The sequence below is a fragment of the Actinoplanes philippinensis genome (genome assembly GCF_900113015.1).
In the GTDB taxonomy this organism is placed as follows: Bacteria; Actinomycetota; Actinomycetes; order Mycobacteriales; family Micromonosporaceae; genus Actinoplanes; species Actinoplanes philippinensis.
Genome location: NZ_FONV01000007.1, coordinates 198,376 through 221,020 on the forward strand (window position 1 = coordinate 198,376; position 22,645 = coordinate 221,020).

Below are 22,645 nucleotides of genomic sequence, written 5' to 3' on the forward strand. Positions count from 1 at the left end.
TGCCGAGCACCTTCTCGACAGATCGAGCAGCGGCGCGAACGACGTTGGCTCGTTGCTCTTCGTATCCACGGTGACCTCGGCGAGCACGATCCCGGTGGCGGTATCCAGCGCGGACAACAGATGGACCTGACGGCCGTCACCCAAGCGGGCGCCGCGTACGGTCTTGCCGTCCACAGTGATCACTTCGCGGTGGCGGCGTGGCGTCGGGCCCGGCTGAGGAGCCTGGGCGTGAAGCCAGCCGGCGAGGATGGTGGTCTGCAGTGTCGGATGGAGACGGACAACAATCGCCACCTCGTCGTGCCGGCGGGCACACCGCTGCTGGAACCGAGCCGGGTACGGGCGCGTTCGTCAAGGTCGTGCAGCCAATCGGAGATCACCGCGAACGAGGATGCGCCGGCCATGACCGCGCAGACCGCGACGGCCAGTACCGCCGACAGCGGATGACGAATCTCGCGGGGATCATGCGGATCGGGAACCTTCGCCAGGGCGTTCAGCAACCCACACTGTTCACCGTCGGTGCCCGGGGTCGGTGCGGTGGTAGCAAGGGGTGTCGTGACGGTCAGTGCGGTGATGAGAGATGACGCCATCGGCGGGTGAGTTCCTCGGAGCTTTGTGTGGCCTAGCAAACTTCATGATCACCGACGTGATCCCACCCGCTGCTTCCGCCTCCACAGAGGCCCTTCACGCCGTGAATCCCCAGTTCAGGGCCGTGTCCGTCGAGAACACAATGGCCTGGTGGGCAGTCATCCCCGAACCGCTTCCCATCATTCGACCACGGTGCTCGGCGGCAGGGCTATTGCGTCCTCGCGGGCGGACGCTCTGAGCTGGGATGGTGTCGAGTGATCGGCCTATATGGAGGCGGATGGAGCGGGCGAAGCCCTCAAGGTGATCATGGAGTTCTTCACGCTGCACAACCACCGAGGACTCCACCCGCCGATGGCATCATCTCTGATCCGCGTACTGACCGTGCCAACCCCTGGCACCGACACGCCACCGCCGGTCACCAACGGTGAACGCGGCGGGTTCCTGGCCGCCGTGAGTCCGGTCCCGGACCTGCGTAACCCTCGCGGAGTGCGCTATCCCCTGGCGGCACTGGTGACCGTCACGGTCTGCGCGGTCCTGGCCATGCGCCACCACGTTCACGGCGATCGCCGACTGGTGGTACGACCTGGACAAGCCGGATCAGTAACGGCTCGGGTTCGTCCGGGGCGTGCCGGCCGGCACCACGGTGTGGCGGCTGCTGACCAGAGCGCTGTTCAACACGGCGGTGACCACGGCGAAGGGGGCTGCGGGTGGTGGGCGGCGAGGATGTGGTCCGTACCGCGATCGGGCAGCCCATCGCCCGGGCCAGCGGGTTGCGGGAAAGCCTCGGGGTGGCGCTCTGATCAGGGCGGATCCCTGCGAGCGCGACAGCGGTCATCGCGTCACCCGCCGGTTCCGTGACACTCAGGCGTTCGCTGCCCTGATCGCCGTCACCACCTCCGTGGAACCCTGGTCGAGGTCGGGACGTTGCGTTTCCGGTCGCCGGTCCAGGCGGCTTCGAGGATCGCGGTCAGGCTGGCGGTGTCGGCCGGGCCCGGATGGTTCTGGATCAGGCGGGTGACACCACCGGCCATCTCCGCGAAGCGGGGCAGGTCGGCGCGGGCCACGCCGATGTCGGCCAGAGTGGCCGGAATGCCGATGTCGGCCAGGAGCTCGTCGAGCCAGGTGAGGAAGGCGTCCGCGGCCTCGGTGTCCGGCGCGCCGGCCACGTCGAGGCCGCACACCCGGGCCAGGGTGGCCAGCCGGTCGCCGACGGCGTCCCGGGCCGCGTCGAGGGCGTAGGGCAGGAGCATCCCGACACCCAGGCCGTGCGGTGTGTGGGTCGCCGCGCCGATCGGGTACTGGAGGGCGTGCGGGGCCGCGTTGCCGGCGTGGGAGAAGGCGATCCCGGCGAGCATGGACCCGTAGGACATGTCGGCGCGCGCCTCCGTGTCACCTCCGTCCCGGACGGCTCGGCGCAGGCTGCGGGCGATCCGTTCGGCGGCCAGGAGCGCATAGTGGTCGGTGATCCGGTTGCGGCCGAGGAAGACCTGTTCCACCGGGTCGCGCGGTCCGTGGGGCCGGGGCCGCGCGGTGTAGCTCTCCACCGCGTGGCAGAACGCGTCGATGCCGGAGTGGGCGGTGACCGTGGGCGGACAGGTGTAGGTGAGTTCGGGGTCGACGACGGCGAAGTCGGGCACGATGTGGACGCTGGAGACCCCCACCTTCAGCGCGCGGTCCGGATCGGTCAGCACCGAGACCGGGGTCAGCTCGGAACCGGTGCCCGACGTCGTCGGGACGGCGACGAGCGGAATCGTCGGGCCGGGCACCTTCGACTCGCCGTAGTAGTCGCGCGGTGTCCCACCGTGGCGCCGGATGACGCCGACGATCTTGGCGAGGTCGATCACCGTGCCGCCACCGATGGCCAGGATCACGTCGGCGCCCAGGGCGGTGGCCGCCGAGACGGCCAGGTCGACGTCGCTGAGCGGCACGTCGGGAGTCGCGTCGGGAAAGACCTCGGCAGCGCGCACCCTGTCCCGGACGGCGGCCACGATCTCGGCCACGGCCGGCTGCTCCAGCAGGGTCCGGTCGGTCACGATGAGGACCCGTGAGCCGCTCTCGGCCACCAGACGGGGGATGTTCTGCGCGACGCCCTCGCCCACGATCAGCTGGCGTGGCCCGCGGACGGTCTCAAGCATGTCGGCGCCTCCTGGAGCGTCGGCGGTCATGGACGGACAGCGGGCCGGTCACGGTAGGTCGATCGCCACGTAGGTGAGGTCGAGGTACTCGAGAATGCCCTCGTGCGAGCCCTCCTTGCCGATCCCGGACTGCTTCACGCCGCCGAACGGAGCGGACGGGTCCGATATCAGGCCACGGTTGACGCCGAGCATCCCGGTCTCCAGCCCTTCGGCGTACCGGAGCGCCCGTTGCAGGTCCCGGGTGAAGACGTAGGCCGCCAGGCCGTACCCGGTGTCGTTGGCCTTCGCCATCACCTCGTCGTCGGACGTGAACGAGATGATCGGCGCCACCGGGCCGAAGATCTCCTCCGTCAGCATCCGCGCGTCCTCGGGCACGTCGACGAGGACAGTGGGCGGGTAGAAGTAGCCCGGCCCGTCCGGGCGCCGGCCGCCCACCACGACGCGGGCGCCGCGATCGACCGCGTCGGCGACGAGTTCGTCGACCTTGGCGACCGAGGGCGCGTCGATCAACGCCCCGACGTCCACCCCGTCGGTGAGTCCGTGACCCACCGACAGCGCGGCCATCCGCCCGGCGAAGCGCGTCGTGAACTCCTCGCGTACCGGCTCCTCGACGTAGATCCGGTTGGCCGCGATGCAGGACTCCCCGATGTTGCGCATCTTGGCCACCATGGCCCCGTCGACCGCGACGTCCAGGTCGGCGTCGGCGCACACGATCAGGGCCGCGTTGCCCCCCAGTTCCATCGAGGTACGCAACACGTTGTCCGCGGCCTGCCGGAGCAGCCCGCGCCCCACCTCGGTCGACCCGGTGAACGAGATCTTGCGGGTCCGGTCGTCGCGGAGCAGGGCCGACACCACCTCGCCGGCCCGCTTGGTGGTCACCACGTTGACGACGCCCGGGGGAACGCCGGCCTCCTCCATGATGCGTGCCAGCAACAGCATGGTGAGCGGCGTCAGCGCGGCCGGTTTGGTGATCGTGGTGCAGCCGGCGGCCAGCGCCGGAGCGATCTTGCGAGCGCCCATGGCCAGCGGGAAGTTCCAGGGCGTCACGAACACGCACGGTCCGACCGGCTTCGGTACGGTGAGAATGCGACAGCCGCCCCCGGGAGCGATGCTGTAGCGCCCTTCGACACGGACCGCCTCCTCGGCGAACCAGCGGAAGAACTCGGCGCCGTACGCCACCTCCGCTCGCGCCTCGGCGAGCGGCTTGCCCATCTCGAGGGTGATCAGGCGGGCGACGTCCTCGGACCGCTCGGTCAGCGCCCGGTACGTCGCGGTCAGCAACTCCGATCGTCGCCGCGGCGGGGTCGCCGCCCAGTCCGCCATCGCCTTGCTCGCCGCGTCCAGGGCGGCGAGCCCGTCGGCCGCACCGGCGTCCGCCACCTCGGCGACGGTCCCGCCGGTGGCCGGGTCCTCGACGGTGAAGGTGGCTCCGCTCGCGGCGCCGCGCCAGGCGTCGCCGATCCGGAGCAGCCGGTGCTCGGGGGCCAGGACGTGCATCGGGTCACGCATCGCAGGGGCTCCTCACCGGGTGGCCGCGGACAGTGACTGCCCGGTGCTGGCATCGAACAGGTGCGCACGATCCAGGTCGACCGTGACGAGCAGCCGCTCACCCGGTGAGCCGCTGATCGTGGGCCGTGCCTTCACCTTGAGGATCGCCGTTCCCACCCGGACGTCGACCACCGTCCGGTCACCGAGCGGCTCGAGCCCGTAGAGTTCGCCGGGCAACGAGGCGTCGCCCCGCTGCTCGACGGACAGGTCCTCGGAGCGCAGCCCCAGCAGCAGCGGACGATCGTCCTCGGCCGTGGTCCAGCCGGGCCGCGGCAGCGACCAGCCGTCCGTACCGATCAGGCGGTCTCCTTCGGCGCGGCAGGCGAGCAGACTGATCGGCGGGCTCCCGACGAATCCGGCGACCCACCGGTTGGCCGGCCGCTCGTACACCTCGGCCGGTGTCCCGGCCTGCTGCACCCGTCCCTCCTTGAGGACCGCGACCCGGTCGGCCATGGACAGCGCCTCGACCTGGTCGTTGGTCACGTAGACGAAGGTGGCTCCGAGGCTGCGGTGGATGCGGCTGAGCTCGGTACGCATCTCGACGCGCAGCTTGAGGTCGAGGTTGGTGAGCGGCTCGTCCATGAGGAACGCGCGCGGGCTGCGGACCAGTGCGCGGGCCAGGGCGACCCGCTGCATCTCACCACCGGACATCTGCGCGGGACGGCGCCGCAGCAGGCGCTCGATGTGCAGCAGGCCCGATATCCGGTCGACGGCCTCGGCGATCTCGCCCGGGGACCTCCCGCGGGCCCGCAACGGCGAAGCGATGTTCTCGTACGCCGTGTGCCGCGGGTAGAGGGCGTAGTTCTGGAAGACCATGGCCAGGTCGCGGTCGGCCGGGGCGTCGCCGGTCGCGTCCCGGCCGTCCAGATGCACCGAGCCGGCGTCCGGTTTCTCCAGACCGGCGATCGTTCGCAGGGTCGTCGTCTTGCCCGCCCCGGACGGCCCGAGCACGACGAAGAACGAGCCGTCCGGCACGTCCAGGGTCACCCCGTCCAGGGCCTGAACCCTGCCGAAGGACTTGCGCAGCCCCTGCAGTGTCACGGTTCCCATCAGGCCACCAGTTGTTCCGTGCGCACGTCGTACACCGCGGGGACAGCGCCGGTGTGCCGCAGACCGACGCGGGTGTCGGTGGCGAAACGGACCGTCGGAGCCATCCGGACCCGTACGTCGCGCCGGCCGCCGTGGTCGACCACGTAGATGATCTCGTCGCCCAGCCACTCCGCCGAGACCACGCGGGCCGGGATGGAACGGTCCGCCCCGGGCGCCGTGACCTCCAGCGCCTCCGGCCGGACACCGGCGACCAGGTCACGGTCGCGCGGCAGGCCCGGCGGTGGTGTGAGGTCCAGCCCGCCCTTGCCGCGCAGCCTCCCGTCGGCCACCTCCACATCGATGAGGTTCATCGGCGGGGAGCCGATGAAGGCGGCGCAGAAGAGACTCGCCGGACGGTCGTAGACCTCCAGCGGCGTGCCGATCTGCTCGACGCGGCCCTTGTTGAGGATGGCGATCCGGTGACCGAGCGACATCGCCTCGACCTGGTCGTGGGTGACGTAGACCATCGTCGTCCCCAGTTCGCCCTGCAGGTGCTTGATCTCGGTACGCATGTCCGCCCTCAGCTCCGCGTCCAGGTTGGTGAGGGGCTCGTCCATGAGGAAGGCCTGTGGTCGCCGCACCAGGGCGCGGGCGAGCGCGACACGCTGCTGCTCGCCGCCGGACAGCCGGCGGGGCCGCCGGTCCAGCAGCGGACCGAGCCGCATCAGCCGGGCCGCCTCGTCGACCCGCTCGCGTACCTCGGCCTTGGGAAGTCCCTCGGCGCGCAGGGGGAACGCCAGGTTGTCGCGGGTGCGCAGATGTGGGTAGAGAGCGTAGAACTGGAACACCATGGCGATGTCGCGCCCGGCCGGCGGCAGGTCGTTGACCAGCGTGGCGCCGATGCGGATGTCGCCCGCGGTCTGCCTCTCCAGGCCGGCTACGGCCCGCAGCGTGGTCGTCTTGCCGCAACCCGACGGGCCGAGCATCACGAACAGTTCGCCGTCGCCGATGGACAGGTCCACGTGTTCCACCGCGACCGTCCCGTCCGGGTAACGCTTGTGCAGCGCGGTCACCTCGATGGCGGCCATCAGCGTCGCACCGCCCCGAGCGTCACACCGGCGACGAGATGCTTGCGCACCAGGTAGGCGAAGAGCAGCACCGGCAGGGCGAACACCACGGAGGAGGCGGCCACCAGACCCCAGTCCACCGTCGTGCCGCCGATGAGGCCGGCGATGGCCGGCGGGGCCGTGCGGACGCTGTCGCTGGAGGTGAGGAAGACGGCGAACACGAACTCGTTCCACGAGAAGATGAGGGCGAACACCGCCGTCGCGGCGATACCGGGCACGAGCAGGGGCAGGGTGTACTTCCGGAACGCCTGCAGGCGGGTGTGGCCGTCGAGCATGGCGGCCTCCTCGTACTCCGGGGGCACCTCGTCGACGAACCCCTTCATCATCCAGATCGTGAACGGCAGGTTGAAGGCGGTGTAGATGAGGATCAGGCCGAGCGGGGTGTCGATGAGTCCGGCCGTGCGGTACATCAGGAAGATCGGGATCACGACCACCACGGGTGGCATGAAGCGGGTGGACAGGATGAAGAACAGCTGGTCCTTCTTCGCCTTCAGGGTGAAGCGTGAGTAGGCCCAGGCCGCCGGGACGCCCAGCAACGTGGCCAGCACGGTGGAGACACCGGCGACGAGGACGGAGTTGAGGAAGGCGACGGACAGGGCCGAGCGGCCGCCGCCGGGGGCGACGAAGACGTCCCGGTAGTGGGCCAGGGTGACCTGGAAGTCGATGAACTTGGCCGGTACGGCGTAGACGTCGCGGTTCTCCTTGATGGACGTCTCGATCATCCAGAGCACCGGGAACAGCATCACGACGGCCAGCACGGCCAGCAGCACGACCTCGAGCACCGAGCGGCCCCGCCCGCCGGCGACGCGACGGGCGGGTGGTGTGCGGTCCCGAACCGGACCTGCGGGCACGGCCTCGTTCACGGAGACGGCCATCAGTCCTCCTTGAGCTTGTTCAGGTAGCGCAGGTAGAGCTGCGTGAGGACGATGACGACGACGACCATGAGAATTCCGTACGCCGAGGCGGTCCCGGTGTTGAAGCCCAGGAACGCGACCTTGTAGACGTGGAACGACAGCGTCTCGGTGGAGACCCCCGGACCTCCGCTGGTCAGGATGTAGACGAGGTCGAACAGCCGGAACGCCTCGATGGACCGGAACAGCACGGCGATGAGCAGCAGCGGCCACACCAGCGGAAGAGTGATGGTGCGGAACTTGAACCACTCGGAGGCCCGGTCGATCGACGCGGCCTCGTAGAGGTATCGAGGCACCGCGGTCAGGCCGGCCAGGGCGATGAGCATGATGAACGGCGTCCATTGCCAGGTGTCGACCACGATCAGGGAGGCGAGTGCCGTGCGCTGCCGGGTGAGCCACTCCACCTGCTCCAGGCCGAGCGAGCCGAGCATGCTGTTGACCACGCCGAACTGCGCGTCGAGCATGAATCGCCAGAACAGGCCGACCACGACCGGCGACAGCATCATCGGAACCAGGAACAGCGTGGTCAGCAGTCCCCGCCCGTGCGTGCGCCGGGAGATCAGGTAGGCGATGGTGAAGCCGAGCACGGTCTGCAGGGCGACCGCACCGACCACGTAGATCAGTGTCGTCAGGGCCCTGAGGTGGACCTGCGCGGAGGTCAGGACGGCGATGTAGTTCTCGAACCAGACGAAGCCGGCCGACCCTCCACGTGTGGCCGAGTAGTCGGTGAAGGACAGATACAACGCCCACAGCAACGGGAACACCGACATGGCGAGCAACAGCAGCAGCGCCGGGGTGATGAACGCCACGGCGAGCTTGCGGTCGCTCAACCGGCGGGACCGGCCCCGGGCCGGCGGCGTCACGGTCGCCACCTGCCCAGAGCTGTCGGTCGTCAGGGGAACGGCGTCACTCACAGTCCGCCGCCGCCCTTTCTGCCGCTGGCGTCGAGCACGGCCTGCTGCTCCCTGGCGATGTCGTCGAGCGCGTCACCCGGCTTCTTCGCGCCGTTGAGAGCCGCGTTGACCCCGGTGTTCTCGATGTCGACCAGCCGCGCGTACTGGGGCACGTTCCACATGTCGCGCATCCGCGGGACCGAGTCGGCGTACACCTTGTTGAACGGGCCGGCGTTGAGGAACTCGGGTGACTGGATGGCGTCGGTCCGCGACGGCACGCCGCCCGCCGCGGCCCACTTCTTCTGGATGTCGGCCTGCTCGAACCACTTCATGAAGTTCAGCGCCTCGGCCTGGTTCGCCGCGGCGGAGTAGGCCGACACGTGCATGCCCATGCCGCCGAGCGGGACCAGGTCCGTCTTCTGCTTCGGGAGGGTGGCGAAGCCCAGCTTGCCGAGGATCTCCTCCCGCGACTTGCCGAGCGTCGACTGTTTCGGGTCGAGCAGGCCGCCGCTCGCGGCGATCCAGTTGAACGCGATGCACGCCTTGCCCTGCGCGACCGCGGCGTTCACCTCGTCGATGAACCAGTTGCCGGAGCCCTTGGCGGTCAGTGGCTTCATCCTGTTGACCAGGACGTCCATCGCCTCCTGGCCGGCCGCGTCGTTGAGGACGCCCTCGATCTTCTTCGCCTTGGCGTCCCACAGGTTGCCGCCGTAGACGCCGTTGACCGTGTTGTAGGTGACGGCCGCGGCGTCGGAGCCGTTGGCCTGGTGGAAGGCCAGGCCGCTGACGCCCGGGTGGTCCGTCTGGCACTTCTGCGCCGCCGAGATCATCTCGTCCCAGGTCTGTGGCGCCTGGTCGCCGATCAGGTCCTTGCGGTAGATCATCGTCCAGGTGTCGCCGAGCAGCGGCAGCCCGTACAGGCTGGCGTTCTCGTCGCGCCGGCCGGTCTCCGCCTGGGGGAACTGGCCGTAGGCGGCCAGCAGGTACGGGTCGTAGGCGTTGACGTCGATGTTGTTCTTGACGAAGTCGGTGAGGTCGAGGATGTTGCCGTTCGTCACCGCCTCACCGATGTGCTGCGAGTCCAGGATCGCGATGTCGAAATCGGTCTTCCGCGCGGCGAACTGGGTGAACATGGCGTCGTGCCAGTTCGCGTTCGGGACGGTGTTGACCTTGATGGTCGCGTTCGGGCGTACCTTCCGGTACTCCTCGTTCGCGAACTTCTCCAGTGCCTGGGCGGGAGGCCATGCGAACCAGACGAAACTGAGGGTCAGCGGGTCCTTGGTGAGTTCCGGGATGGTCGCCGGCGCCTTCGGCGCGCTCCCCTGCCCGGCGCCGTCCTCGCTGCCCCCGCAGGCGGTCATGGTGGCGCCCACCAGCAGTACAGCTGCCGCTGTCAGGCATACCTTTCGAGCAGGTCGTCCTATTCGTGGTAAGGATCGCATCTGTTGCCTGCTTTCTGAGGTGGGACCTTCTATAACCTCGCCAGGTGCTTCGTCGCGTTCCGCAGGTGCTGGATCCGGGAGGAGGGGTGACGGGCCGTATCGGTGTCGCCCCGGAGCCGGAGACACGAGTGCGCCTCGATGTACTGAGTTGCGGAAGGATGATCATCCGCGACTTTTCCTATACGATCCGGCCCGAGGGCGTCAGAATGCCGCAGCGTGGTGACTGATGTCAACGGGGTCGAAGATGCAGGAAGGACCTCCTGGTGCGATGGACGACGAAGCGATGACCTCGCCGGACCGCAACGGCGCGGGTGGCGCTGTACCGCCGGGCCGGTCTCGCGGCCGGCTGGCCGACGAGGTCTACGACACCCTGCTGAGCCAGCTGATGTCGCTCCGGATCGAGCCCGGCTCCCGCGTCACGATCGATGTCCTGGCACGTGAGCTGGGGGTCTCACAGACGCCGATCCGGGACGCCCTCAACCGCATGGAGGCGGAGGGCCTGGTCGTGCGGGTCCCGCATGCCGGCTACCGCATTCCCCCGCAGATCACCCGGCACCGCTTCGAGGACATGCTCGAGGTTCGCCTGCTTCTCGAGCCCGCCGCGGCGCGCCGATCGGCTGAGCGGGCATCCCCGGAGCAGGTCAGCGGCCTGCGGCGGATGCTGGCCGAGATGGCGGAGCTGGAGGGCGGCGCCGGGCCCACGGCCTATGGCGCGTTCGGCCTGCGCGACGCCGCCTTCCACGATCTCGTCGCCCGGAGCGCGCAGAACGAGGTCATCCAGGAGGCGCTCGCTCGCCTGCACAGCCACGTACACCTCTTCCGGCTGCACCGCGACGCCCAGGTCACCCACCTGGCCATGGCCGAGCACGAGCAGATCGTGGCCGCGATCGCCGCGCGGGACCCCGACGCCGCCGCCTACGCGATGCGCCGGCACATCCTGCGCTCCGGCGAGCGTTTCCGGCGGATCTTCGACGAGGTGAGCGACGTCGGCGCGATGGCGGCAGAGGGTTGACGGGCCGGTCACCCCGAGCGATGCTGGTCCGATCAAATCGGATCCGATCGGATCCTCCCAGCCGCCCCCGGATGCGAGGAGAAGCGGGTGCCCAGAGCACTGCTCCTGACCGGCGACGCCGCCGAAGAGCTCGACACCATGTATCCCTACTATCGCGTGCAGGAGGGCGGCTGGGACGTCGACGTCTCGTCGCGGACGTTGCGTGACGTGCAACTGGTCATCCACGAGTTCGACCCCGGCTCCGACGCCTACGTCGAGAAGAACGGCCGGAAACTGCCGGTCGACGTGCCGTGGGCCGAGGTCGATGTGGAGCGCTACCAGGCCTTGATCATCCCTGGCGGCCGCGCCCCCGAGTGGATCCGCGTCGACGCCGACGTCCGGCGTATCACCGAGCACTTCTTCGCCCGCAACCTGCCCATCGCGCTGGTGTGCCACGGCGCCCAGGTGCCGGCCGTCTACGGGCTGCTGAAAGGCCGCCGGACCGCGTGCTTCCCGCCCATCACCGGCGACATGGAAAATGCGGGCGCGACGGTCGTCGACGCGCCCGACGTCGTGGACGGCAACCTCGTCTCGTGCCGGGGCTGGCCCGACATGCCGCAGTTCGGCCGGGCGATGATGGACGTGTTCGCGAAGTCCGTCAACTCCGCAGCGGCGTGAGGTGACGGGGTTCCGGACCGTCACCGTCGGCGGCTCGCCCGTCCACGTCCTGGACAGCCACCACGGTCCGGCAGTGCTGATGCTGCACGGCTCCGGCCCCGGCACGACCGGGTCCGGAGCCTGGGCCGCGACGGCGGAGGCGCTCGGCCCGTCCCGGCGGTGGATCGTGCCGGACCAGGCGGGATTCGGCAGCACGCCGGTGCCGCCGGGCTCCCGGAGCGGCCTCACGCTGTGGACGGAGCAGGCCGCGGGCCTCATGGATGCACTGGGCGTCGAGCGGTACGCCGTGGTGGGGCACTCGATGGGCGGCGCGGTGGCGCTGGCGCTGGCAGCCGCGCGCCCCCGGCAGGTGACCCGGGTCGTCGCCGTCTCGACGATGGGCGCCCCCGGCGCGCCGCTCTCCGCCGACCTCGACGCGATCTGGGCCGCCCCCGCCGACCGGAACGGGGCCCGCGACATGCTGAGCCGGCTGTTCTTCGCCCCGGCGCTGGTGACCGACGCGGCCGTCGAAGCGCGCGCGGCGGCGATGCGACAGGGGGCGGCCGCCTACGCGTCGTTGTTCCCCTCGCCCCGGGCACGGTGGGCCGACGACCTGACCCTCCCGGCGCCGGCCCTGGCCGCGATCCGTGCTCCGGTGCTGCTCGTCCACGGCGCCGAGGACCGCGTCACCCCGCTCGCGACCGCCGCCCTGCCCCTTCTCCAGCACGTGCCCGACGTCCGCCTGCACGTCCTCGGCCGCTGCGGTCACGTGCCGGCGATCGAGCACCCGCACGAGTTCCGGCAACTCCTGTCGGGCTTCCTCGGGGCGGGGACCGGATGACAGCCGTGCTTCCGGCCGACGGACATGTGCACACCGAATGGTCGTGGGACTGCGAGCCCGGCGACATGGAAGCCAGTTGCGCCCGGGCGATCAGGGTGGGCCTGCCGGCCGTCGCCTTCACCGAGCACCTCGACTTCACGGTCTGGACCGGCGTGGAACCGGCGCCGGACGCGCCCGCGAAGGTGACCGGCCTGATCACCGAGGACGGGACCCTGACCCCGCCGCTCCTGGACGTCGAGGGCTATCTGGCCTGCGTCCGGCGTTGCCGCGAGCGACACCCCGGCCTGCTGATCCTGACCGGCGTGGAGGTCGGGGAGCCGCACTGGCACCGGGACCAGGTCGCCGCGGTTCTGGCGGCGGGACGGTTCGACCGCGTGCTCGGTTCGTTGCACACGCTGCCGCTGGGCGCCGGCCTCAACGAGCCGGGCGAGCACTTCGCGCGACGGCCGGCCGCGGAGGTGGTCCGTGACTATCTGGCCGAGATACCCCGGCTGGTGGACGGCTTCCCGGATTTCGAGGTGCTGGCCCACATCGACTATGTCAGCCGGTTCTGGCCCGGGAGCGCCGGCCCCTTCCGTCCCGGGGATTTCGAGGAGGAGTTCCGGCATGCGCTGAGGACGGTGGCCGACGCCGGCCGGGTGCTGGAGGTCAACACCAATCGCCGGCCCTTCCCCGAGATCGTGCGGTGGTGGCGGGAGAGCGGCGGCGCGGTGGTGACGTTCGGCAGCGACGCGCACCATCCCGGCGGCGTGGGTGACGGCTTCGCGCACGCGGTCGCCGTGGTCGAGGCGATGGGCTTCCGTCCCGGCCGCCACCCGTACGACAGGTGGCACCGCTGAATCGGCGGGGTGTTCCCCACCTCTCGCGAAGCACCGGGTCCCGGCAGGACGACGACGGCGCCGGGCTCCGGCACGTCTGGCAGCATCGTCGCATGGACAGCGAGACCGAGCTCCGCGCCTGTTGCGGCGTGGTCGTCCTCGACGATCACGGCCGGGTCCTGCTGCTCCGCCGCCGGGGCGAAGGGACGTGGGGCATACCCGGCGGCGGCGTCGAGGCCGGCGAGACCTGGCAGCAGGCCGCCCGGCGCGAGTGCCTCGAGGAGACCGGCTGGGAGATCACCCTGCACGGGCTGCTGGGCCTGTACAGCGATCCCGCCACCCAGACCCACCGCTACCCGACCGGACGGGTCGTGCACTGCGTCGGCGCCGTCTTTCTCGCGTCCCCGGCCCGCCGGACCGGCACCCTCGACGGCGAAGCCACCGAACTGGCGTGGTTCGCGCTCGACCGCCTTCCCACGCCGCTCTTCGGACCGGACGTCCCCGTCCTCGAGGACGCCGCACGGCGGCAGGACGCTCCCTTCATCGACTGAGCCCCTGCTCGCGGGCCGGTCCGGCGGCTGCTGCGGGTCAACCCCGTCCCGGAGGAAGGCACGACTGGTTACCCTGTGGGATCAGTTGAGGGAGGGACGCCGCATGGGGGTCAAGAAGCACGTCACGTCGGAGGCGATCACCGGGCTCGCCAAGGAGCTGGACACCAAGGTCACCGATCAGATCACCGTGGCCAAGCGGTCGCTCGAGGGGTGTGAGGTCGGCTTTCCGGCGTTCGGGCTGCTCGGGGCGGTCAGTCTGCAGCCGGTGTACTCGTCGATCATCGACGACTTCCGGGACTACATGACCGCGTTCCAGGAGACCGTCCACGACATCTCGACGATTCTGCGGACCAAGACCGCGCCGGCCTGGGAGGCCGCCGAGGACACGAACACCCAGGTCCTGTACGGCGACAAGTAACGATCACGGGGGTTTTACATCATGACAGCGCCCATTTCCGCGGCGGAGGCGGCGATCCCGTTCGCGCTCCAGGCCGCCCGGATGTCGAGTCTCACCATCGCCAACGCGGCGCGGACGGCTCTGCTCCTGTCGGCGGCGGTGGCCAACATGCCCGGCATGTTCTCGGCCGGCACGCATTGGCAGACCGAGGTGGACGCCCAGATCGGGGACATGGCGACGAAGCTCTCCGACGCTCTGGACACCGCGAAGGAGGGCTGGACCGCCGACGACTTCGACGCTCTGGAGACCAAGGTCAAGGAGCTCGTCAAGGATCTCGGTCAGGTGCAGTCGTCGACCGGGCTGGTCGGTGGCGGCATGTACGCGGTGGGTGCTGCGTACGCGGCGTTCTGGGCCTTCGCTGTCGCCGTGACCGGTTACATGGTCTATCTCGGCTGCATGGTGCTGGCGACCATGGCCACGCCGGCCGGGCCGGGGGTCCGGGCCGCCGCCGAGGCCAACGTCACGGCGCTGAACTCGGCGCTGGACGCGATGCTGGCCAAGCTCGGCCTCGTCGTCACCACCACCGGCGCGCTTCTCGGCGCGGTCGCGGTGGCGGGCCTCAGCGGCATGAAGTACAACCCGGTCGCCGGGGAGACCGCGACGCTCAAGTCCACCAAGATCGACTGGGCGCCGCCCAACCAGTGGATCTCCCCGAAGAAGGAGGAGCCGGTCGGTTACGCCGAGGCCTCCGGGGCGGACACCGGCAGCGAGGACTAACGGCCGAGGTCGCGGTGCAGTTTCTCGACCTGCGCGAGGGCGTCGTCGATCCCGCGGTCGGCGCTCCGCCGCAGGTCGGCGAAGATCTCTCCGGCCTGCTTCCCCTCCAGGTCGGCCAGCGGGTCCTCGCCGCCGAACGTCTCCCGGCGGACCTCCGCGATCCGCTCGGCGAGGGCCAGCGAGGCGGCGGCGTGCGCCTGTTTGAAACCGTCGGCCAGGTCCTCGGAGGCCAGCCGCATGGCGCGGGGGTTGACGTAGACGTCGGTGAGCACGCCACCCGCACCCACGGTGACCTGGATCAGCCCGCTGGAGTCACGGCCCTCCGCGGTGATGGCGGCGAGACCCTCCTGCAGCTGCTCGAGCCGCCGCTGTATCACCTCGCCGGACCGCAGCGCCTCCTCCATCGACTGGCCGCCCCCGAACACCATGAGCCATTCCTCTCGTCGTCACCGCGCCGGCCCTCGCCGGCCACGAGATCCGAATCTACCCGCGTCGTCCCACCTGGCGATGTTCGGCTACCGTCCATGCCGACGTTCGCCGACGCGGAGGAAGATGTGATGCACGAGTGTGCTGACGGCATCGCGCTGTGGGACCCCAAGTCGTCGTGGCTCGGAGAGATCTTCCTGGCCGTCGGCGCGGCGTTCATGGCGGCGGTCTTCTGGTCGGCGGCCAACGTCGCGAACTCGCTGTTCGGACCACTGGGGCTGACCATCGTCCTGGTCGTCGAGGCGGCGATCCTGATCCATCAGGTGAGGCGGGTCGTCCGCGCCTACCGGCTCGACGACCCGCCACGGGTCGCCGGGATCCTGTGCCCGCACGGGGTCCAGCTCACCGACCCCGCCTCGGAGGGCCGGATGCTCGCCTGGCCCGAGATCGCCGGTCTGGAGATCGTCCGGGCCGGGCCGCGGACGGTCGCGGTGGTCCGGCTGGCCCGCTGGGACGATCGCACCGGCCTGCCGCAGGCGTCCCGCCTGGCTCCGCACCCGGCCGTCCCGGACGATCCGGGCTGGCTCTGGCTCGGTTTCGTCCCGTGGTTCAAGGCCGGGCGGGTCCGGGCCGCCGTGGCGAGCTGGCGCGCGAAGGTGTAGCGAGGGCAACATGATCACGCCGGGGGCCTCGCGGAAGGACCTGGTGGAGGTAGGGTGTCCGGCGTGAATGGGGGCATCGACCAGCATCGAGACCGGCTGCGTGTGGGCATGGTCGTGTGCAGTGAGTACGAGTCGGACGCACGCGTGCGCCGGCAGGCCGAGGCGCTGGCGGCCCGGGGTGACGAGGTCACCGTCTTCGCGCTCGGCGGCCGTGGGCGCCCCGACGAGGAGATCATCGACGGCGTCCACGTGGTGCACGCGCCGACGAGCAAGTACCGGGGCGACTCCGTCCGGGCGTACCTCTCGCTCTATGGCGGTTTCACCGCGCACGCGGCCGGCTGGCTGGCCCGCCGCCCGCGCTCGTTCGACCTGGTGCAGGCCCACTCGGTGCCGGAGGCGATCATCTTCGCCGCCGCCGTGCAGGGCATCCTGCGGGTGCCGCTGCTGCTCGACGTGCACGACCTGTCGCCGCAGCTTTTCGCGTCGAAGTTCGCCGGGCACCCGCTGCTGCCGAGACTGCTCAACGGGTCGGTGCGGGCGTCGTTCGGGTTCGCCACCGAGGTGCTGACCGTCCACGAGCCGTATGCGGAGACCATCCGGCAGATGACCAGCCGTCCGGTGTCGGTGGTGATGAACGCGCCCGACGACCGCTATTTCCAGCCGCGCCCGTTCCGCCCGTGGGACCCGGCCGGTGAGGTGGTGTTCGGCTATCACGGCCTGATCGCCCCGCGGCACGGGCTGAGCAACGTCGCCGAGGCGCTGAGCCGGCTGCGCGCCGAGGTGCCGGGTGCGCGCCTGCTGGTGATGGGCAACGGTGACGGGCTGGCCCCCCTGCGGGAGGACGTGACCCGGCTCGGGCTGACCGACGTGGTCGAGCTGCCGGAGCGGTCGCTGCCGGTGCCCGAGGTGGTGGGCCGGCTGGAGGGCGTTCACATCGGTCTGGTGCCGAGCAAGCTCGACCCGTGGACCAGCGCCGTCCTGCCGACCAAGCTGCTGGAGTATGCGACGCTCGGCATCCCGGCGATCAGCTTCCGCAACCCGGTGATCGACTCGGTGTTCACCGCCGAGGAGGTCATGTTCGCCGACCCGGCCACCCCCGACACGCTGTATGAGGCGATGCTCGCCGTGGTGCGCGACGTCGAGGGCGCCCGCCGCCGGGCCGCGGCCGCCTCCACCGTCGTCGAGGGGATCGCCTGGCAGCGACAGAAAGAGGTCTATCTCGATCTGATCGACCGGATGACGTCCCGCCGCAAGCCGCACGTGCCCCGCCAGCGCGGCGCGCTGGCCGCCGACCGCGAATGAGCATCGCCCGGACCGGGCTGCTGACCGTCTTCGCGCTGATCGCGGTCGGCCTGACCCGGCTGGTGCACGGTTCGCTGGTCAGCCACGCGACCGACCGCGTGACGTACGGCCTGGTCGGCTCGCTGATCGCGCTGAGCACGGTGGCCAGCCTGATGCTGCCGGGCGGCCTGTCCAGCGCGATGGCGAAATACGTGGCGCTGGAGCGGGGCGCCGGGCGGCCGGCGGCGGCACGGGCCGTGCACCGGCTGCTGACCCGGTGGAGCATGGCGTCCGGGCCGTTGCTGGGTCTGGCGGCGGCCGGGATCGCGGCCGTGGTGTGGGATCTGAGCCGGTCCGAGGCGTTCGCGGTGTGGCTGCTCACCACGTCGTACTCGGTCTACTCGGTGGACAAGTCGGCGCTCTACGGTTTCGGCCGCTCCGGGGCGTACGCGATCCTGGAGGTGGCCACCTCGTCCCTGGCGATCCTCGCCACCGTGGCCACCGTGGTGTTCGGCGGGACCGCCTATCTGCTGCCGCTGGCCGTCGGCTACGCGGTCTTCGTCCTGGGCGCCCGCCTCCTGCTGCGCGCTCCGGCCGACGAGCCGGGAGCCACGTCACAGGCCGGTCCCGCGGTCCGGCCGGTGCTCGTCTACGCCGTGGTGGCCTCCGTCGGCACCCTGGCCGGGCAGGGCTTCCTGCAGGGCACCCAGTTGCTGGCCGGCTGGTTCGCCCGGCCGGAGGAGGTGGCCTGGTTCGCCGCGTCGGTGGCTCTGGTCGCGCCGCTCTACTTCCTGCCCCGGGCGCTCGGGCTGGCGCTGTTCCCGGCGATGGCGGCCGCCTACGGCGCCGGCGATCACGAGGCGGTCCGCCGCCAGGGTGACGTCTCGACGCGGGCGCTGGCGACGCTGCAGGCCCCGGTCTTCGCCGCCGCCGCGCTGCTCGCCCCGTGGCTGCTGGTGGTGTTCGGCGGCGCGGAGTACGCCGCGGGCGCGGACGTGTTGCGGCTGATGCTGGCCGCCACGTGGCTCGGTGTCCTCCAGGTCCCGTCGATCAACGCGCTGGCCAGTGACGCGGGCCGGCGCGCGCGGATCCCGGCCGCGGCAGCGGTCACCGGCTGCCTGACCGGCCTGCTGGTGGTGGCCGTCCTGGGCGGCCCACTGGGCGCGACCGGTGTGGCCCTCGGCTACCTGGCCGGTTCGGCGGTGACCGCGGCGATCCCGATGGTCCTCGTGTGGCGGGCCGAGCGCATGCCGTGGGCGGGCACCCTGGCCCGCTCGTGTGCGGTGCTGGTCACCGCGTCGCTGGCCGCCACCACCGTCGACGCTGCCGGCCGGTCCGCGTGGGCGGTGCCGCTGGCCGTGGTGGCGGCCCTGCTCGCCGCCGTCGTGATGATTCCGGACGCCCGCGCCCTGCTGCGCGTCCTCCGCCCTGGGAAGCCCGCTGCCGCTGCCGTGCAGGAGAGCAGCTAGAAGACGCCGTCGCCGCGGGCCGTCGTGCGGACGATGGTGGGACGCTCACGAGCGGCAACCGTCACCGACGGGTTCCCGGGCGGATGGAGAGCCGCCCCGCGGTGCCCCCCGATCAGGATCCGGCCGGCTGTCAGTGCTGTCGCGTTGATACCGCGCTGGGGTCCGGCCCGGGTCAGGAGGCGGATCCAGCCGGCGGTCGGTGCTGTTGCGACGGCGCCGGAACAGCACTGACGACCGGCCCGGGTCAGGAGGCGGCGACCCGGCGGTAGACGTCGGCGATCCGTTCGGCGATGCGGTCGGCCGCGAGCCACGCGTTGTGGTCGCGGCCGTCGGAGCGGACCGGGTCGCGCAGGATCCGGGCGGCCGGCTCGGTGAGGGCCTCGACGAGGTGTTCGACGGATTCCTCGGTCCCCCAGCCGGGCGGGAACGGCACCACCGCTGACGGCCGGATCGGGCCGAGGATGTCCGCCACGTCGCCGACGTCCGTGGTGACCACCGGCAGGCCCATCACGGTCGCCTCCTTCACCACTGTCGGCGAGCCCTCGTGCCCCTGCCGCGAGGTGAACAGCAGCACGTCGGCGGCGGCGAACTTCAGCGGCACGTCGGCCCGGGCCTGGCCGGGCTCGGCGAGCACCAGTTCGGCGACCGGCAGGCCCCGCTCCCGGAGACGGTCCAGGACCCGTTGGAAGACGTCGTAGCGTTTGGCGACCTGGGCCGGGTTCGCGCCGAACAGCGCGACCGGCCGGTCCGGGTCCAGCCCGAGCCGTTCCCGGGCGGCGGCCCGGTCGATCGGTGTGAACAGGCCGAAGTCGACGGCGCCCGGGATGACCAGGCCGTCGGGTTCGCCTGCGGCGTCGGCGAGCCGCTGGGACACGTAGATGCGCTGGGCGACCCGGCCCGCGCCGAGCCGGGTGAACCGGGCCTGCCACGGCACCTGCACGTCGCTGCCGTGCAGGGTCAGCACCTGCGGGACGGTTCCGGCGAGGCGGGCGGCGAGGGCGGCCAGCCCGTAGTGGATGTGCACCACGTCGTAGCCGCCGTCGCGGACCCGCCGCCGGACGCGGCCCGCGGCGAGCAGGTAGTCGGCCCGGCCCCGGGACTGGGCGACCACCTCGACGTCGACGGTCAGGCCGAGGGCACGCAGCGCGTCGACCTGTTCACGGACGAAGATGCCGCGGTAGCCGCCGTTCTCGGGCCAGAGGTTGGTGACGACGAGGATCTTCACGGGAGGGTCGCCTCCGGGTCGGTCGAGTTGGCGCCACGGTCGGGGAACAGCCAGCCCAGCGCCACGATCGCGAACATCAGGGCGGGCAGGATCGGGTCCTCCAGCGACGCGGACAGGAACGCCACCTGGAAGCCGAAGATCAGAGCGGCAAGACCCCAGTAGACGTACGGCCCGCCGGGCTTGCGGTCGCCCCGGAACCGTTCGGTACGGCGCAGCAGCGGCTGACCGATCAGGACCATCCAGGCCAGGTAGGAGAGGATGCCGAGCACCCCGGCCTCGACGATCAGGTGCAGCCAGAACGAGTCGACCTGCTTGGCCGCGAACCCGTGCCGGTCGAAGCCCTCGGGCCCGAACGCCGGGTTGAGGTGCCAGTCCGGGTTGTTCTTCTCGGCGACGATGCCACCGAACTGGCCGATCCCGTAGCCGAGCACCGGTTTCGCCTCGATCAGCCGCACGCTCTGCAGGAAGTAGAGGACGCGGATCTCGCGCGGCGGCACGTAGGTGGTGGACGGCGCGGGCGACGGGCCGGGTGACACCGCGGAGGGCTTCGGCGACCCGGTGACGGACGGCTTCCCCGACGGCTTGTTCGACGGCTTGCCCGAGGGCTTCCCCGACGGCTTGCCGGTGGGCTTGCGCGAGGGGGTGACGGACCGGGCCGGCGAGGGGCTGACGGAGGGCGCCGCGGACGGGGCGACGGCCGGCGCCGGGGACTCGGTCCGGTGCCCCTCGTCCCCGGTCGGGAAGCGCAGCGCCGCCGCCACCCCGTTCAGCCGCTTCTGCCACTCGGCCTGGTTGTCCGGGCGCAAGACGATCTGCGCCCCGGTGAACGCGACGATCAGCACGGCCACGATCGCCATCCGCCGGAACGCGATACCGCGGAGCAGCCACAGCAGACCCACGGTGACGCACAACGCGATGATCGACTCCCGGGACTGGCTGGCCGACAGCGCCAGGGCGAGCAGCCCGACAGCGATCCACGCCCGGCGGCCCATCCGTTCCCGGGCACGGGCCCACAGCAGCAGTCCGATGATCGACAGGGCGAGGACGTGCCCGAGGTGGTTGGGATGGTTCAGCATGCCCTGCGAGCGGGCGGTGTTCGCCCACGTCATGTCCACCCAGCCGAACGCCTCGTAGACGGCCGGCCCACCGATCATCTGCGCCAGCGCGACGACCGTGTTCAGGACGACCAGGCCGCCCATCACCAGCATCACCGGCCGGATCGTGGACCAGGCCGGGGCCGCCGCCCGCAGCGCGTAGAAGACGATCGCGCCGCGCAGGTAGACGTACCCCGCCTCGGCGATCAGCGACAGCGACGACCCGTTGACCAGGCCGGCGGTGACCAGCACCACCCCGAGCACCGCCAGGGCGACGTCGGCCCGGGTGGTGAAGTCGCGCCACCGCCGGTCCACGGCCACCTTGAGCACCGCGCCCGCGGCCAGGGCGAGGAACAACCCGTTCTTGACCGCCTTCGGCCAGGCCACCTCGTGCAGGACGACCCGTCCGAAGTTGCCGCGGCTGGTCGAGCCGAGCAGGGCCTGGACCCACCCCTCGAACAGCGCGTTGACGAGCACCGCACCGACCAGAGCGACCAGGGCCAGGGTCAGTAGCCGCGAGAGCCCGCCCGATGTGGCGGGCCGGGCGGGCAGGGTGTCTGCGGACATCAGTGTCTTCCTCGAACGTGGGATAGTGAACGGTGACCGGTGAGACTAGGGGGCGACGGGTGCTCGAGCCACTCCATCGAGCACGGGCGTCCGCCTGGGCCAAGGGCTGGACCGTGCTGGCGGTCCTGTTGCCGCTCGCGAGTGTCGTGCTGCTGCTGGCCGGCACGGCCGCCGCGCCCGATCCCCGGCCGCAGCCGAGTCCCGCGCCCAGCTGTGAGCCGTCCGGTCCGGTGCCGGGACCCTACTGCCCGGTGCCGGAGCCCGGCTCGTTGCGGGCGCTGGCCGCCGAGCGTGACCTGTTCATCGGCTCGGCCGCGAGCGCGCAGGCCCTGGCGCAGGACCCGAAGTACGCGTCGGTGCTGGCCCGCGAGTTCAGCATGGTGACGCCGGAGGACGCGATGAAGTGGCCCCGGATCGAGCCGCAGGCCGGTCAGCACGACTGGAGCGACGCCGACCGGGTCGTCGAGGTGGCCCGCGCGAACGGCCAGACCGTCTACGGCCATGCCCTTCTCTGGTATGCGTCGACACCCGCCTGGCTCGCCGACGGTTCGCTCAGTGACGCGCAGATCCGGGAGGCGGTGCATCGGCACATCGCCGAGGAGGCGGGCCGTTACCGGGGCCGGATCTGGGGCTGGGACGTGGTCAACGAGCCCTTGGAGGCCGACGGCCGGCTGCGCAGGACGGCCTGGTCCAAGGCGATGGGGCCGGACTGGATCGCCGACGCGTTCCGCGCCGCGCGGGCCGCCGATCCGCACGCCAAGTTGTTCCTCAACGAGTTCGGGGTGGACGGCGACGGCGCCAAGAGCGACGCGTTCTACGAGCTGGTCCGCGGTCTGGTCAAGAAGGGCGTGCCGATCGACGGGGTGGGTTTCCAGAGTCACGTGGATCTCACGCCGGTGCCCGAGCATCGGGTGGAAAACCTCCGGCGGTTCGCGGCGCTGGGCCTCGATGTGGCGATCACCGAGGTCGATGTGCGGCTGATCTTGCCACCGACGGCGGCGAAACTCAAAAAGCAGGCCGAGGTGTACCGGCGCACGCTGCAGGACTGTCTGGCCGTACCGGAGTGTGTGTCCTTCACGGTGTGGGGTTTCACCGATCGTTATTCGTGGATCCCCAACCTCCAGTCCGGCGCGGGGATGGCGTGCCTGTTCGACGCCGAGCTGGTTCCGAAGCCGGCGTACGCCGCGGTGGCGGGGGCCCTGTCCAGGGCCCCCTGACC

Annotated in this window: 22 protein-coding genes; 11 read left to right on the forward strand and 11 right to left on the reverse strand. The window is 71.0% G+C overall.

Features of this window, described 5'->3' with window-relative positions:
* Positions 1–179: 179 nt before the first annotated feature.
* The 8 genes from BM290_RS49860 to BM290_RS19655 all read right to left on the reverse strand — a co-directional run bounded on the left by BM290_RS49860 (position 180) and on the right by BM290_RS19655 (position 9,601).
* A complete protein-coding gene (locus BM290_RS49860; RefSeq protein ID WP_239143602.1) occupies positions 180–587 on the reverse strand; it encodes a transposase family protein in 408 nt (135 codons plus the stop codon).
* 885 nt (positions 588–1,472) lie between these two features.
* Positions 1,473–2,720, reverse strand: coding sequence for an iron-containing alcohol dehydrogenase (locus BM290_RS19625; RefSeq protein ID WP_093616671.1), 1,248 nt, complete (start codon positions 2,718–2,720; stop codon positions 1,473–1,475).
* A gap of 48 nt (positions 2,721–2,768) precedes the next feature.
* Positions 2,769–4,229, reverse strand: coding sequence for an NAD-dependent succinate-semialdehyde dehydrogenase (locus tag BM290_RS19630; protein WP_093616088.1), 1,461 nt, complete (start codon positions 4,227–4,229; stop codon positions 2,769–2,771).
* A 12-nt stretch (positions 4,230–4,241) separates the two neighbouring features.
* On the reverse strand, positions 4,242–5,318 hold the full coding sequence (locus BM290_RS19635) for an ABC transporter ATP-binding protein (protein ID WP_093616090.1): 1,077 nt from the start codon (positions 5,316–5,318) through the stop codon (positions 4,242–4,244).
* Positions 5,318–6,385 (reverse strand): ABC transporter ATP-binding protein, encoded by a 1,068-nt coding sequence (locus BM290_RS19640; RefSeq protein ID WP_093616092.1) that lies wholly within the window; start codon positions 6,383–6,385, stop codon positions 5,318–5,320. The genes BM290_RS19635 and BM290_RS19640 overlap by 1 nt, the downstream gene beginning before the upstream one ends.
* Complete coding sequence (locus tag BM290_RS19645) at positions 6,385–7,299, reverse strand: carbohydrate ABC transporter permease (RefSeq protein ID WP_093616094.1); 915 nt, start codon at positions 7,297–7,299, stop codon at positions 6,385–6,387. The genes BM290_RS19640 and BM290_RS19645 overlap by 1 nt, the downstream gene beginning before the upstream one ends.
* A complete protein-coding gene (locus BM290_RS19650; RefSeq protein ID WP_239143603.1) occupies positions 7,299–8,198 on the reverse strand; it encodes a carbohydrate ABC transporter permease in 900 nt (299 codons plus the stop codon). Before BM290_RS19650 ends, BM290_RS19645 begins: the two co-directional genes overlap by 1 nt.
* Before the next feature lie 47 nt (positions 8,199–8,245).
* Positions 8,246–9,601 (reverse strand): extracellular solute-binding protein, encoded by a 1,356-nt coding sequence (locus BM290_RS19655; RefSeq protein WP_239143604.1) that lies wholly within the window; start codon positions 9,599–9,601, stop codon positions 8,246–8,248.
* A gap of 337 nt (positions 9,602–9,938) precedes the next feature.
* Between BM290_RS19655 and BM290_RS19660 the strand changes: the two genes are divergently transcribed.
* The 7 genes from BM290_RS19660 (at position 9,939) to BM290_RS19690 (ending at position 14,702) form a co-directional block, all read left to right on the forward strand.
* Positions 9,939–10,682 (forward strand): GntR family transcriptional regulator, encoded by a 744-nt coding sequence (locus BM290_RS19660; RefSeq protein ID WP_093616100.1) that lies wholly within the window; start codon positions 9,939–9,941, stop codon positions 10,680–10,682.
* 87 nt (positions 10,683–10,769) lie between these two features.
* Positions 10,770–11,339: a DJ-1/PfpI family protein gene (locus BM290_RS19665; protein ID WP_093616102.1), complete on the forward strand. Its 570-nt coding sequence runs from the start codon at positions 10,770–10,772 to the stop codon at positions 11,337–11,339.
* Position 11,340: 1 nt separating this feature from the next.
* Positions 11,341–12,159, forward strand: coding sequence for an alpha/beta fold hydrolase (locus tag BM290_RS19670; protein ID WP_093616104.1), 819 nt, complete (start codon positions 11,341–11,343; stop codon positions 12,157–12,159).
* The gene (locus BM290_RS19675; RefSeq protein WP_093616106.1) at positions 12,156–12,998 is read left to right on the forward strand and encodes a PHP domain-containing protein; all 843 of its coding nucleotides are present in this window, start codon (positions 12,156–12,158) and stop codon (positions 12,996–12,998) included. The genes BM290_RS19670 and BM290_RS19675 overlap by 4 nt, the downstream gene beginning before the upstream one ends.
* 92 nt (positions 12,999–13,090) lie before the next feature.
* A complete protein-coding gene (locus tag BM290_RS19680) occupies positions 13,091–13,528 on the forward strand; it encodes an NUDIX domain-containing protein (protein ID WP_093616108.1) in 438 nt (145 codons plus the stop codon).
* 103 nt (positions 13,529–13,631) lie between these two features.
* Positions 13,632–13,946, forward strand: a complete 315-nt coding sequence (locus BM290_RS19685) for a hypothetical protein (protein ID WP_093616110.1) — start codon at positions 13,632–13,634, stop codon at positions 13,944–13,946.
* 21 nt (positions 13,947–13,967) lie between these two features.
* Positions 13,968–14,702, forward strand: coding sequence for a hypothetical protein (locus BM290_RS19690; RefSeq protein ID WP_093616112.1), 735 nt, complete (start codon positions 13,968–13,970; stop codon positions 14,700–14,702).
* Here the strand turns inward: BM290_RS19690 and BM290_RS19695 are convergent.
* Positions 14,699–15,130, reverse strand: a complete 432-nt coding sequence (locus BM290_RS19695) for a YbaB/EbfC family nucleoid-associated protein (protein WP_093616114.1) — start codon at positions 15,128–15,130, stop codon at positions 14,699–14,701. The genes BM290_RS19690 and BM290_RS19695 overlap by 4 nt on opposite strands.
* 129 nt (positions 15,131–15,259) lie before the next feature.
* Between BM290_RS19695 and BM290_RS19700 the strand changes: the two genes are divergently transcribed.
* The 3 genes from BM290_RS19700 (at position 15,260) to BM290_RS19710 (ending at position 18,540) form a co-directional block, all read left to right on the forward strand.
* Positions 15,260–15,790 carry a hypothetical protein gene (locus tag BM290_RS19700; protein ID WP_143133841.1) on the forward strand — a complete coding sequence of 177 codons (531 nt, stop codon included), beginning with the start codon at positions 15,260–15,262 and terminating at the stop codon, positions 15,788–15,790.
* A gap of 63 nt (positions 15,791–15,853) precedes the next feature.
* Positions 15,854–17,092, forward strand: a complete 1,239-nt coding sequence (locus BM290_RS19705; RefSeq protein WP_143133842.1) for a glycosyltransferase — start codon at positions 15,854–15,856, stop codon at positions 17,090–17,092.
* Positions 17,089–18,540 carry a lipopolysaccharide biosynthesis protein gene (locus tag BM290_RS19710; RefSeq protein ID WP_093616120.1) on the forward strand — a complete coding sequence of 484 codons (1,452 nt, stop codon included), beginning with the start codon at positions 17,089–17,091 and terminating at the stop codon, positions 18,538–18,540. Before BM290_RS19705 ends, BM290_RS19710 begins: the two co-directional genes overlap by 4 nt.
* Positions 18,541–18,784: 244 nt before the next feature.
* Here the strand turns inward: BM290_RS19710 and BM290_RS47410 are convergent, their stop codons facing one another.
* Together BM290_RS47410 and BM290_RS19720 are read right to left on the reverse strand one after the other, a co-directional pair.
* Positions 18,785–19,765, reverse strand: a complete 981-nt coding sequence (locus BM290_RS47410; RefSeq protein WP_177319799.1) for a glycosyltransferase — start codon at positions 19,763–19,765, stop codon at positions 18,785–18,787.
* Positions 19,762–21,426, reverse strand: coding sequence for an O-antigen ligase family protein (locus tag BM290_RS19720; RefSeq protein ID WP_203779411.1), 1,665 nt, complete (start codon positions 21,424–21,426; stop codon positions 19,762–19,764). Before BM290_RS19720 ends, BM290_RS47410 begins: the two co-directional genes overlap by 4 nt.
* Before the next feature lie 59 nt (positions 21,427–21,485).
* Between BM290_RS19720 and BM290_RS19725 the strand changes: the two genes are divergently transcribed.
* Positions 21,486–22,643, forward strand: coding sequence for an endo-1,4-beta-xylanase (locus tag BM290_RS19725; RefSeq protein WP_177319800.1), 1,158 nt, complete (start codon positions 21,486–21,488; stop codon positions 22,641–22,643).
* The last annotated feature ends 2 nt before the right edge of the window (positions 22,644–22,645 follow it).

What these genes read in the sequence shown, in the direction of transcription:
- BM290_RS49860 (WP_239143602.1), bottom strand. Translation starts at nt 587, where the DNA reads ATGGCGTCATCTCTCATCACCGCACTGACCGTCACGACACCCCTTGCT.
- BM290_RS19625 (WP_093616671.1), bottom strand. Translation starts at nt 2,720, where the DNA reads ATGCTTGAGACCGTCCGCGGGCCACGCCAGCTGATCGTGGGCGAGGGC.
- BM290_RS19630 (WP_093616088.1), bottom strand. Translation starts at nt 4,229, where the DNA reads ATGCGTGACCCGATGCACGTCCTGGCCCCCGAGCACCGGCTGCTCCGG.
- BM290_RS19635 (WP_093616090.1), bottom strand. Translation starts at nt 5,318, where the DNA reads ATGGGAACCGTGACACTGCAGGGGCTGCGCAAGTCCTTCGGCAGGGTT.
- BM290_RS19640 (WP_093616092.1), bottom strand. Translation starts at nt 6,385, where the DNA reads ATGGCCGCCATCGAGGTGACCGCGCTGCACAAGCGTTACCCGGACGGG.
- BM290_RS19645 (WP_093616094.1), bottom strand. Translation starts at nt 7,299, where the DNA reads ATGGCCGTCTCCGTGAACGAGGCCGTGCCCGCAGGTCCGGTTCGGGAC.
- BM290_RS19660 (WP_093616100.1), top strand. Translation starts at nt 9,939, where the DNA reads ATGGACGACGAAGCGATGACCTCGCCGGACCGCAACGGCGCGGGTGGC.
- BM290_RS19675 (WP_093616106.1), top strand. Translation starts at nt 12,156, where the DNA reads ATGACAGCCGTGCTTCCGGCCGACGGACATGTGCACACCGAATGGTCG.
- BM290_RS19680 (WP_093616108.1), top strand. Translation starts at nt 13,091, where the DNA reads ATGGACAGCGAGACCGAGCTCCGCGCCTGTTGCGGCGTGGTCGTCCTC.
- BM290_RS19685 (WP_093616110.1), top strand. Translation starts at nt 13,632, where the DNA reads ATGGGGGTCAAGAAGCACGTCACGTCGGAGGCGATCACCGGGCTCGCC.
- BM290_RS19690 (WP_093616112.1), top strand. Translation starts at nt 13,968, where the DNA reads ATGACAGCGCCCATTTCCGCGGCGGAGGCGGCGATCCCGTTCGCGCTC.
- BM290_RS19695 (WP_093616114.1), bottom strand. Translation starts at nt 15,130, where the DNA reads ATGGTGTTCGGGGGCGGCCAGTCGATGGAGGAGGCGCTGCGGTCCGGC.
- BM290_RS19700 (WP_143133841.1), top strand. Translation starts at nt 15,260, where the DNA reads ATGCACGAGTGTGCTGACGGCATCGCGCTGTGGGACCCCAAGTCGTCG.
- BM290_RS19710 (WP_093616120.1), top strand. Translation starts at nt 17,089, where the DNA reads ATGAGCATCGCCCGGACCGGGCTGCTGACCGTCTTCGCGCTGATCGCG.
- BM290_RS19720 (WP_203779411.1), bottom strand. Translation starts at nt 21,426, where the DNA reads ATGTCCGCAGACACCCTGCCCGCCCGGCCCGCCACATCGGGCGGGCTC.